Source organism: Aggregatibacter segnis ATCC 33393 (assembly GCF_000185305.1).
Lineage (GTDB): Bacteria > Pseudomonadota > Gammaproteobacteria > Enterobacterales > Pasteurellaceae > Aggregatibacter > Aggregatibacter segnis.
In genome coordinates, this window is the sequence record NZ_GL622200.1 from 1,270,042 (window position 1) to 1,281,860 (window position 11,819).

Annotated in this window: 8 protein-coding genes, 1 pseudogene and 1 riboswitch; of the genes and pseudogenes, 3 read left to right on the forward strand and 6 right to left on the reverse strand. The window is 43.2% G+C overall.

Annotated features, from left to right (window positions below; all coding sequences use genetic code 11):
- Window positions 1–27: 27 nt before the first annotated feature.
- The 3 genes from HMPREF9064_RS03515 (at window position 28) to nagE (ending at window position 4,844) form a co-directional block, all read left to right on the forward strand.
- Entirely contained in the window at window positions 28–1,878 is a 1,851-nt protein-coding gene (locus HMPREF9064_RS03515; protein ID WP_006718750.1) for a TRAP transporter large permease subunit, read from the forward strand.
- Between the two features lie 166 nt (window positions 1,879–2,044).
- The gene (locus HMPREF9064_RS03510; protein WP_006718751.1) at window positions 2,045–3,178 is read left to right on the forward strand and encodes an N-acetylneuraminate epimerase; all 1,134 of its coding nucleotides are present in this window, start codon (window positions 2,045–2,047) and stop codon (window positions 3,176–3,178) included.
- A 199-nt stretch (window positions 3,179–3,377) separates the two neighbouring features.
- Window positions 3,378–4,844, forward strand: coding sequence for an N-acetylglucosamine-specific PTS transporter subunit IIBC (gene nagE, locus HMPREF9064_RS03505; protein WP_006718752.1), 1,467 nt, complete (start codon window positions 3,378–3,380; stop codon window positions 4,842–4,844).
- A 79-nt stretch (window positions 4,845–4,923) separates the two neighbouring features.
- Here the strand turns inward: nagE and bioB are convergent, their stop codons facing one another.
- The 6 genes and pseudogenes from bioB to HMPREF9064_RS09985 all read right to left on the reverse strand — a co-directional run.
- A complete protein-coding gene (gene bioB / locus HMPREF9064_RS03500) occupies window positions 4,924–5,928 on the reverse strand; it encodes a biotin synthase BioB (RefSeq protein WP_006718753.1) in 1,005 nt (334 codons plus the stop codon).
- A gap of 45 nt (window positions 5,929–5,973) precedes the next feature.
- Window positions 5,974–6,621 carry a thiamine ABC transporter ATP-binding protein gene (gene thiQ, locus HMPREF9064_RS03495; RefSeq protein ID WP_006718754.1) on the reverse strand — a complete coding sequence of 216 codons (648 nt, stop codon included), beginning with the start codon at window positions 6,619–6,621 and terminating at the stop codon, window positions 5,974–5,976.
- Window positions 6,605–8,248, reverse strand: coding sequence for a thiamine/thiamine pyrophosphate ABC transporter permease ThiP (thiP, locus tag HMPREF9064_RS03490; RefSeq protein WP_006718755.1), 1,644 nt, complete (start codon window positions 8,246–8,248; stop codon window positions 6,605–6,607). Before thiP ends, thiQ begins: the two co-directional genes overlap by 17 nt.
- Before the next feature lie 8 nt (window positions 8,249–8,256).
- The gene (gene thiB / locus HMPREF9064_RS03485; RefSeq protein WP_006718756.1) at window positions 8,257–9,261 is read right to left on the reverse strand and encodes a thiamine ABC transporter substrate binding subunit; all 1,005 of its coding nucleotides are present in this window, start codon (window positions 9,259–9,261) and stop codon (window positions 8,257–8,259) included.
- Window positions 9,262–9,282: 21 nt separating this feature from the next.
- Complete coding sequence (gene thiD, locus HMPREF9064_RS03480; RefSeq protein WP_032997926.1) at window positions 9,283–10,092, reverse strand: bifunctional hydroxymethylpyrimidine kinase/phosphomethylpyrimidine kinase; 810 nt, start codon at window positions 10,090–10,092, stop codon at window positions 9,283–9,285.
- Between the two features lie 127 nt (window positions 10,093–10,219).
- A riboswitch (TPP riboswitch) is annotated at window positions 10,220–10,307 on the reverse strand.
- Window positions 10,308–10,406: 99 nt separating this feature from the next.
- A pseudogene (locus HMPREF9064_RS09985) lies at window positions 10,407–11,819 on the reverse strand (DUF2971 domain-containing protein); the annotation flags it as partial.

An 11,819-nucleotide genomic window follows, 5' to 3' on the forward strand; every position in this document is an offset into this window, starting at 1 on the left:
CTCCTTTATTATTCAACGGAGTTGAATATGAAAATCTTTAATAAACTCGAAGAATGGATCGGTGGGGCATTATTCCTCGTGATATTCTGCATTCTTGTTTTGCAAATTCTATTCAGACAAGCTTTCCACTCCCCATTAATTTGGAGTGAAGAACTTGCCAAATTGCTGTTCGTTTATGTCGGTATGCTCGGCATTAGCGTTGCCGTCAGAAAACAAGAGCACGTTTATATCGACTTCTTGACTAACTTAATGCCACCGGCAGTCAAAAAAATCACCAATACATTCGTACAAATCGTGATTTTCCTCGGTGTGATTTTCTTTATCCACTTTGGTATCAAAACCTATTTAGGTGCCAGTTTCCCGATTGATGCGTTAGGCGGTATTTCTGAAAAATGGATCTATGCCTCCTTACCAATCATTGCCGTATTGATGCTCGTTCGCTTCTTCCAAGCGCAAGCAGACAACTTCAAACAAAACAAAAGCTATTTACCGGCAACCTTCTTTATCGTAAGTGCGGTCGTTTTATTAGGCGTTTTATTCCTTGCCCCTGACTGGTACAAAGTCCTACGCGTAACCGAATATGTCAAATTTGGTTCCAATGCGGTCTATGTGGCATTGCTCTTCTGGTTAGTCATCATGTTCTTAGGCGTGCCGGTAGGTTGGTCATTATTTATCACTACCCTACTCTACTTCTCCATGACCCGTTGGAACGTGGTAAATGCGGCCTCTGAAAAACTCACCATGAGTTTAAATAGCTTCCCACTCCTTGCTGTGCCGTTCTATATTCTTACCGGGATTTTAATGAACACCGGCGGTATCACCGAACGTATCTTTAACTTTGCCAAAGCCTTGCTTGGCCACTACACCGGCGGTATGGGACACGTTAATATCGGTGCAAGCTTGCTATTCTCCGGTATGTCCGGTTCTGCACTTGCCGATGCGGGTGGTTTAGGTCAATTGGAAATCAAAGCCATGCGTGATGCAGGCTATGACGATGACATCTGCGGCGGTATCACTGCAGCCTCTTGTATCATCGGTCCATTGGTTCCACCAAGTATTGCCATGATCATTTACGGTGTTATCGCGAACGAATCCATTGCAAAACTCTTTATTGCCGGCTTCGTACCGGGGGTATTAGTCACCATCGCTCTCATGGCAATGAACTACTACATCTCCAAAAAACGTGGTTATCCAAGAACACCAAAAGCGACCCGTGAAGAACTTTGCACATCATTCAAAAGAGCATTCTGGGCAATTTTAACTCCAATTTTGATTATCGGCGGTATCTTCTCCGGTTTATTCAGCCCGACAGAATCTGCGGTGGTTGCAGCTGCCTACTCCGTCATTATCGGTAAATTCGTGTATAAAGAATTAACTTTGAAAATGCTCTTCAACAGCTGCGTGGAAGCCATGTCCATTACCGGTGTTGTTGCATTAATGATTATGACCGTAACCTTCTTCGGTGACATGATCGCACGTGAACAAGTGGCAATGCGTATTGCAGACGTCTTCGTTGCTGTGGCGGATTCTCCGTTAATGGTGTTAGTCATGATCAATGCCTTGTTATTGTTCCTCGGTATGTTCATTGACGCCTTAGCATTACAATTCCTTGTATTGCCAATGTTAATTCCAATCGCCATGCAATTCGGTATCGACCTTGTGTTCTTCGGTGTTATGACAACCTTGAACATGATGATCGGTATCTTAACCCCACCGATGGGTATGGCGTTATTCGTGGTCGCACGCGTGGGTAACATGTCCGTGTCCACAGTAACGAAAGGCGTATTACCATTCTTAATCCCGATTTTCGTGACCTTGGTATTAATTACCATTTTCCCAAGTATCATCACATTCATCCCGAATTTGTTAATACCTTAGGAACCTAAAAGTGCGGTTGCAAAACGCAGTAAATTTCAACCGCACTTTGCTTACCCAGAGAAATTACGATTGCTAAACCTGTCTAAGCATCAGTAATTTCAAAACATAAAAACCTATTCAAGCCGTTTACGAATAGCAAACAAATAACTCAAAAACGAGGTTTATTATGAAATTTCAAAAAACAACATTAGCTGCTCTTTTCTTTGCTGCAACCACTTTTGCTGCGACAGCGCAAGCTGCTGCTTATCCTGACTTACCGGTAGGTATTAAAAGCGGTGCCGGTGCGTTAATTGGCGATACTGTTTATGTGGGCTTAGGTACAGGCGGTGACAAATTCTATGCGTTAGATTTAAAAACACCGAACGCGCAATGGAAAGAAATTGCTGCATTCCCGGGCGGTGACCGTAACCAACCGGTGGCAGCTGCCGTTGACGGCAAATTATATGTATTCGGCGGATTACAAAAAAATGAAAAAGGCGAATTACAATTAGTCAACGATGCTTACAGCTATAACCCGGCTGATAATACTTGGAGCAAACTACCAACCCGCTCACCACGCGGTTTAGTAGGCTCTACCGGCGCATCACACGGTGATAAAGTATATATCGTGGGCGGTTCTAACTTGTCTATTTTCAACGGTTTCTTCCAAGACACTGTTGCTGCAGGTGAAGACAAGGCGAAAAAAGACGAAATTGCCAAAGCATATTTTGAACAACGTCCGGAAGACTATTTCTTCACAACCGAATTGTTAAGCTATGAGCCATCTACCAACAAATGGCGCAATGAAGGTCGCGTACCATTCTCCGGTCGTGCCGGTGCAGCATTTACCATTCAAGGTGATGATTTAGTTGTCGTGAACGGTGAAATCAAACCGGGCTTGCGTACGGCAGAAACCCATTCCGGTAAATTCACTGCGAAAGGCGTTCAATGGAAAAACTTACCTGATTTACCGGCACCAAAAGGTCAAAGCCAAGATGGTTTAGCAGGTGCGATGGCAGGTTACAGCCACGGTCATTACTTAGTCACCGGCGGTGCAAACTTCCCAGGTTCTGTAAAACAATTCAAAGAAGGCATGCTCCATGCTCACAAAGGTTTGAGCAAAGCATGGCATAAAGACATTTACACCCTTAACAACGGTAAATGGAAAATTGTCGGTGAATTACCTGCAGGTATCGGTTACGGTGTTGCCGTGTCTTATGACAACAAAGTATTGCTCATCGGCGGTGAAACAGAAGGCGGCAAAGCATTAACATCTGTTCAAACCATGAGCTATGACGGCAAACAATTAAAAGTAGAATAATCTTCTTTTAGTATCAATTTAACGGATTAAGTACGCTTGATCCGTTATTTTGTTTTTAACCTGCTTAGCACAACGCCAACAGTGCTGTGATAACTTCACAAATACACGCCTTTTCATTTGAAAAAAGAAATCTGATTGCGCTATGCTACACAGGCCTAAAAAAATTATTTTATGGAATCAATAAATTAAAGGAGTTCTTATGAGTATTCTCAGTTATGCCCAAAAAATCGGGCAAGCCTTAATGGTGCCGGTTGCCGTATTACCGGCAGCCGCCGTACTAATGGGGATCGGCTACTGGCTAGACCCGGACGGTTGGGGGGCGAATAGCCAACTTGCCGCATTGCTGATCAAATCCGGTGCTGCCATCATCGACAACATGGGCTTATTATTTGCCGTGGGTGTTGCTTTCGGTTTATCCAAAGACAAACACGGTTCAGCCGCTCTTTCCGGTTTAGTCGGTTACTATGTTGTAACTACCCTACTCGCACCGGGTGGCGTGGCACAATTACAACATCTTGATCCAAGCCAAGTGCCTGCCGCTTTCGGTAAAATCAATAACCAATTTATCGGGATCTTAATCGGTGTGCTTTCTGCAGAACTTTACAACCGTTTCTATCAAGTAGAGTTGCCGAAAGCGCTGTCCTTCTTCAGCGGAAAACGTTTAGTCCCAATCGTGGTCTCCTTTGCCATGATTGCGCTTTCTTTCATTCTGCTTTATGTATGGCCTTATATCTTCAACGCATTAGTTTCTTTCGGTGAATCCATCAAAGATTTAGGCGCCGTAGGTGCCGGTATTTACGGTTTCTTCAACCGTCTATTAATTCCGGTTGGCTTACACCACGCGTTAAACTCTGTATTCTGGTTTGACGTAGCAGGCATTAACGACATTCCTAACTTCTTAGGTGGTGCAAAATCCATCGCTGAAGGCACTGCCACTGTGGGTGTGACCGGTATGTATCAAGCCGGTTTCTTCCCGGTCATGATGTTCGGTTTACCGGGTGCCGCATTAGCAATTTACCAATGTGCAAAACCAAGCCAAAAAGTAAAAGTTGCTTCCATCATGTTGGCGGGTGCATTTGCTTCCTTCTTCACCGGTATCACCGAACCGCTTGAATTCTCCTTCATGTTCGTGGCACCGATTCTTTATGTGTTACACGCCCTATTAACCGGTATTTCCGTGTTTATCGCGGCGAGTATGCACTGGATTGCGGGCTTCGGCTTCAGCGCAGGTTTAGTGGATATGGTGTTATCTTCACGCAACCCATTAGCCGTTGACTGGTACATGTTATTAGTACAAGGCTTAGTCTTCTTCACCATTTACTACATCGTTTTCCGCTTTGCTATCCAAGCCTTCAACTTAAAAACCATCGGTCGTACCGAAGAAGCTGAAGAGCCAAAAGAAGAACAAAGCGAACACAATCATTCTCGTGAAGAAAGAGCGGTTAAATTTATCGACGCTTTAGGCGGTGCCGATAACTTAAAAACTGTTGACGCTTGTATCACTCGCTTACGTTTAACCTTAGCGGATCGTAGCAAAATTGACGAAGCACAACTTAAATCCCTCGGCTCCAAAGGTAATGTCAAACTCGGCAACGACGGGTTACAAGTTATCCTTGGTCCTGAAGCAGAATTCGTTGCTGAGGCAATTAAAGTACAATTGAAGTAATTTCAAATACCACAAAAATCCATAAACAAAAAAGCCACTTTGACGCCAAAGTGGCTTTTTTATATGTTTCAATTAACCATCAACGCAGATGCTTGTTTTCTTCCGTTTCCGGCTCTAAATCGAGTTTTTCCATCAATAAACGGTCGCCGTCTTCTTCCGGGTTACCCGTCACAAGCAGTTTGTCGCCGTAGAAAATGGAGTTAGCCCCCGCCATGAAACACATTGCTTGCATTTCTTCGCTCATGCCTTGACGACCGGCGGATAGACGGACGTAACTGTTTGGCATGGTAATGCGTGCTACGGCAATGGTGCGCACAAATTCTGTCCAATCTAGTTCTTCTGCGTCAGCAAGCGGTGTACCTTCGATTTTCACTAATTGATTGATTGGCACGGATTCCGGTTGCGGATCCAAATTCGCCAAGCTGGCAATAAGTCCTGCGCGTTCTTTGCGGGTTTCATTCATGCCCACAATCCCGCCGCAACAGACTTTCAAGCCGGCTTTACGCACTTTGCCTAAGGTACTGATACGATCATCAAAACGACGTGTACCAATCACTTCGCTGTAATGTTCCGGTGCGGTGTCTAGGTTGTGGTTGTAGTAATCCAAGCCCGCGTCTTTTAATTCTTCCGCCATGCCATCTTGCAATAAGCCAAAAGTACCGCAAGTTTCCATACCAAGCGCTTTTACCGCCTTGATGATTTCTGTCACTTTGGCGATGTCTTTCGGTTTCGGTCCACGCCATGCGGCGCCCATACAGAAACGACCTGCACCTCGCGCTTTCGCGATTTTAGCTTTCGCCACGATGTCTTCCACGTTTAATAACTCTTGATTTTGGACGCCTGTATGGTAACGCGCTGATTGCGGACAATAACCACAATCCTCCGGACAACCGCCGGTTTTAATCGACATTAAGGTAGAAAGCTGAATGGCGCGTGGGTTAAAGTTTTTGCGATGAACTTGTGCCGCACGATAAATTAAATCTAAAAATGGGGTTTCAAACAACGCTTCTACTTTGCACACCGACCAATATTCTGCGGTTGGATGCGGTGTGATGGAGTAAATTTGTAAGGTACTAGTTGACATAGGTCTCCTTAAGTAAAACAAAGTAAATAAAAAGTGCGGTGCATTTTAAGCGCATTTTTCTTGCAGGCTTATCCGACCATTTTCAATACGAAGCATGCGATCCACTTTGCCCGTCAGTTCTGATGGTTGGTGCGTTACAAGCAACAACGTCAGCTTTTTACTGTGGCAAAGTTCATCAATCAAATTGAGCATTTCCATTCTCAATTCCGGATCGAGCGCAGAAAATGGTTCGTCCAACAATAAAATCGGTTTATCACGCAACAAACAACGCGCCAATGCGACCCGTTGTTTTTGTCCGCCCGACAAACTGTTTGGCAGGCGGGATAAAAAGGATGTTAATCCTACAGCATCAGCAACCCGTTCGATCTGATCTTGCTCAAGTGCGGTCAATTTTAAGCTTGTTTTTAAGCCCAATGCCAAATTTTGTTGCACGGTTAAATGAGGAAATAAATTGTTCTCTTGAAACAACATGGACACAGGTCGCTCATACGGCGCGCTACGCGTATGGTTTTCACCGTTTAACCAAATATTGCCTTGTGTCGGCAATACGAAACCGGCAATTAAATTTAACAACGTACTTTTACCCGCACCGCTTGGCCCAACAATGGCAATACGCTCCCCTGCCGCCACCTGCAAATCAAACGTCATCGGCAGTGCATCATCAGCTAAAAATACGTTATCTAAGCGAATCATGTTGTTCCTTTTGATGTTCAATTAAGGCGAAAATAGCGCCGCATAATAACAGCAAAATACCGGCAGTGACAGCGGCCTCTTGGTGACGATAACTGCCTAATTGTTGATATAACAAATGGGGTAACGAGGTAAATTCTTGGTTGCCGAACAACGCAATCGCCGTGAAATCCCCTAAGGAAAGGGCAAATGCCAAAGCAAGCGCATAGTTTATCGGTGTACGAAGTGAATGCCATTCAATCAGACGAAAACGTTGCCAGCCGACAATCCCAAGGGAGTTACACAAACGTTCGTAATACAACATATTGTTATTGAATGGTTCAGTTAAAATGCGCAGTACGAAAGGCATGGCGCTCAAGGCGTTACACGCAACGACAATGGCAAATAAATGGGCGTTGCTAAAATCCACGTCACGCAACAATAAAAATAACCCCATCGCCAATACCAAAATGGGAATTGCCAAAATCACCATTCCGGCATTGAGAATAAATTGCGCTGTTTTTACATAATACAGCCATTGCAAACGACGTGATAATAACAACAATGCCACCGCCATGAGCAACGCCAGTAAAGCGGACGCAGGCGCAATAGTTAAAGAGTAGGTTAAGGCTTTCCACAGTTGCGGATTGTGCCACGCCGTCAGCCATTTGCCTGATGTCAGTGCGCTAAACAAAATATTTAACAACGGCGACAACATAAAACACACAAAAACGCCGAGCAAAAAAACATGGAAAAATTTGACCGCACTTTTCGATGGGCTCAGCCAACGATACGGGCTGCTTAATGTGGTTTGTGAAGTGTTATTGAACAGACTACTAAACGTAAATAGCAGCAAACAAAACACAAACTGCAATAAGGCAAACACTGCCGCTTTCGGCAAATCAAATTCAAATAAAATCGCCTGATAAATCGCTGTTTCTAGCGTGGTATATTGCGGCCCACCACCCAAGGTGAGCACCACCGTAAAACTGGTAAAACAGAGCATAAAAATCAAGCTGAAAGTCGGCAACATCTGCCGACGCAGCACATGCCATTCCACCAATCGCACAAAACGCCAACCACGAATATTCAGTTGTGCCGCCAACTGATGCTGTTCATAAGGAATGCTTTCCAAACTTTGTAAAAACAGTTTGGTTGCCAGCGGAATGTTAAAGAAAAGATGCGCAATTAAAATCCCCGACAAGCCGTAAATGCTGCCCGTCCAAGTGCGGTCAAAAAAATGCAAGAGTTGTGCAATCCAACCGGAGGCGCCATAAATGCCAATTAAGCCGAAAATCGCCACCAACACCGGCAACACAAAAGTCAGCGACATGATCTTCAGCAAAAAGGCTTTACCGACAAATTCCACATAATAAAAAGCGCGAGCGAGTAGCACGCCGAAGAACAGGGATAACAATGCGGAAAGCAACGCTTGTCCGAAGCTAAACGCGATAACGTGATGCAAATAGCGATCGGCAAAGAACTGTTGCCACTGAAATTCAGTGCCCTGCGCTAACACGGCACGCATGGCAAAGCCATAAAGCAACGAAATCAGCAAAATAACACTAACTCCGCCCACATAATGACGCGGGCGGAATTGCGGGCTAGAAAAAAATAAGCGGGTAAACAATGAACGAGACAACCAAAACATCGTTCAAATTATTTAGTTAATGTGGTTTGCCATTGATGAATCCAACTCCGCAACATTTCCGGGCTAACATTGGAGGTATTCAAGAAAGACTGCTTCAACACATTTTCTTTTAGGGCATCAAAGTGCGGTTCAACCGGCGCTTGGATCACCGGGAACATCACGTTTGCCGTGACAATCTGTTTTTGCGCTTCCGGTGTCACCAAAAAATCCATGAAGTGATCAGCACATTGATTTTTATGTTCTGCGATTCGCGCCGCCAATTCCACTTGCATCACATTGCCTTCAGCAAACGTGGTTGCCGCATAATTCTCTTTATTTTCAAATAATTGGTGATATAACGGCGAAGTGGTGTAACTTAATACGACATCCGCCTCCCCTTTCAGGAATGCGCCGTAAGTGTCAGACCAGCCCTTGCCCACCGTAACTGTGTGTTTAGCAAGTTGTTGCCAGGCTTGCGCCACTTGGTCTGCTGAATAAACCGTATTCATCCACACTAATAAACCACGTCCCACGCTACTAGTGCGCGGATCTTGATAGATCACACGTAAATCTTCCCGCTCTACTAATTCTTTCAGGCTTTTCGGCGGATTTTTCACTTTATTTTTGTCATAGACAAAGGCGTAAGTGCCGAAATCGTAAGGCAAGAACGTGTTATCCGTCCATTGGTTTGGTAAAGAAAGTTTGCTTAAATCCACGTTATTCGCATCAAATAAATGACTTTTTTTTGCTTCATCCAACACAAAATTATCTAAGCCCAACACGATATCCGCTTTGGTTTTATGGCCTTCTAAACGCACACGATTAAACAACGTACCACCGCTTTCAAACGGCACATAATTCACCTTGCAAAGCGGAAATTGCTGTTCAAATGCCTGCTTCACTTTCGGGCCAGCCCCCCAATCAGACGTAAAAGAATCGTAAGTATAAATATTCACGGTTTCTTCATGATGATTCGCCAATACGGTGCCGGCGCATAAAGAAAGTGCGGTCAAAATTAACGTTGTTTTTTTCATGTGTCTGTTCCTCAGTATGAATTATGCCTTGTCTTGATAAGCCCAATGATTGGTCGGCCCATGTCCATGACCGATATTTAACGGATGGCTGATTGCCGCCGTAATGTAGTCTTTTGCTGTTTTAATCGCCTGTTCCACAGAAGCGCCTTTGGCGAGTTCTGCCGTCATACAGGCGGAGAACGTACAACCCGTGCCATGCGTTTGCGCTGTCGCATAACGTGGGCTTTCTAAAGTAAATTGCGCGTTAGGGGTAAACACCCAATCGCGACACACCGCACTTTGTGAATGCGCGCTGTGTCCGCCTTTAATCACCACGGTTTTCACACCACGCGCCTGCAAAATTTGCGCCGCGTGTTGCGCCGTTTGGTCATCAATGACCTCCACGCCTGTCAGCGCCTTGGCTTCCGGCAAGTTTGGCGTAATCACATCCGCCAACGGCAATAAAAATGTATTCAAAGAATCGACCGCTCTTTGTTGTAACAAGGGTGCACCGCCTTTGGCGATCATAACAGGATCTAACACCAACGTGCCGAAGTGATACTGATTTAATGCCTCAGCGACACATTCGATAATCTCTGCTGTGCCTAACATACCGATTTTAAAGGCGCTAATCGTGAAATCATCAGCAATCGCTTTCAGCTGGCTTTGAATAGTTTGAAGGGGGATGGTGTGAATATCAAAGACGCCTAAGGTGTTTTGCGCCGTGACGGCCGTAATCACCGAGGTACCAAACACACCACGCATTTGAAAGGTTTTTAAATCTGCCTGAATTCCGGCGCCACCACCGCTATCCGAACCGGCTATGGTCAACGCTTGAGCGACTTTACTCATAACGTCCTCCGCCATTTACCGGCACAGAACGACAAAACGCATATTGCATCATTGTTCCTTTTTTAATGAAAAAAGATAATCAGCAATAATGACGAATGAAGAAGATGTGGAGAAAAAGAAAGGAAGTGTGATTTTCTCGTTAGTTTCCTACGTCAGTATTAACTGTATCAGGTTCACGGGTATGATCTCAGCACAAAGCACCCCGACTAATAACGGAGTTCAGTCTATCTATTTTGCTGAGGAAGGGCAAGAGGATTGTTGGGTGGGGAGAGAAGCACCTTGGGGAAAATAAGGTGCTTTAAATGTACAAAAAGCTAAGAAGATTTTACTCTAAAAGGATTCGTTGAACTCATCACCATATTTCCTTTTTCATCATTGAGCAGCTTTCTAAAATGATCCTTATACTTCTCAGAACCCGAGGAAAGATATATTTTATGAATTGCCTTTTTTACATCCTGTTCGTATTCAACATACATTTGTCCCTGTTCCGGATTCATTTGAATTTTATCATCACAAATATTAGCAATGTAAATAATACGACACTCCTGTTCTTCTTTAAAAGCCGAATGTTTCACTAAATATCTTAATGGCAAAAGAATTTTATCTAAAATTTCATGGGTTTTCTCATCTGAAGATAATTTTGAAATTTCTTCTTTTATCTCCGTAAGTTTCATCTTAACATTACTCTCAATTTGATCTATTTGTTCTTTATATTTTTTCCAGCGGGTAGAAGGTGTTAACCTTTCATCTTCTCTATAAAATGTCAGCTCCTCTCTTTGAGCAAGTTGTAAATAAAAAGGTTTATTATCTGAATAGGACTCTAAATAAATGCAACGGTAAAGGGGTAGTTTAGAAACCAATATAGGGTTAAGCTTATTACTCTCTCCCTGCTTTTCATCAATTTTTTTATTATCAAGAAATACCTCCGTTTTAAAAGGCACATTTTGATAACTTAACGTATTGAAAGCACTCACCTCTTGATTAAAAAATTTATCTCTCTCAAACACCAAACTAATCCCTGAAGCCTCTTGTCCCTTTTCTTTCCCATACAATCTAAATTGATTAAGGCTGTCGTGGTTAAATGTAAAACAACTAATAAATGTGATTAAATCATCTTCAGTTTTTTTACCATAGTTTAAGAAATCCTTTAAAATGGTGCCCTCCGTAGGATCATTCACCCCTTTAATCGTACTCAATCTAAATTTAGATGAACTTTTTTCCTCAGTAGGATTTAATAAAGAAAAGCCAATTAATGGTCGAGTATAATGTGCTATATTTTTCTCAAAATCCTCACTCGCCAAATTTTCTATCTTTAGTTCATTTAATATTTCTGTAACACGGTCCAATATCTTTAAAAGATGAATATCTTTACTTTTAAAAATAAATTTTAAAATATCATGACGATAATCAAACTTTACTCTTTCAAAAATATTATTAACAAACTTGCCAGCACGGTGTCCCTTCTTAATTAATTCAGGAATAAAACCATTAAGTAATATTTCTGTAATTCTTGAATACACATGTTGGGAATCACTTCTTTTTATATTTAGAAGAGTATTTACCGATTTCTTCCATTTGCCGTTATCAGCCCAAACTTTAGCTAAATTCCATTGAGCCAGAGCAAAAAGTTTTGGAGAATCTTCCCGGTAAATCGCCTTATACGCAGCAACCTCCTTTTCCTGCTCTCCTTTTTCTGCCCAAATAATCCCTACATTCCATTGAGCAAG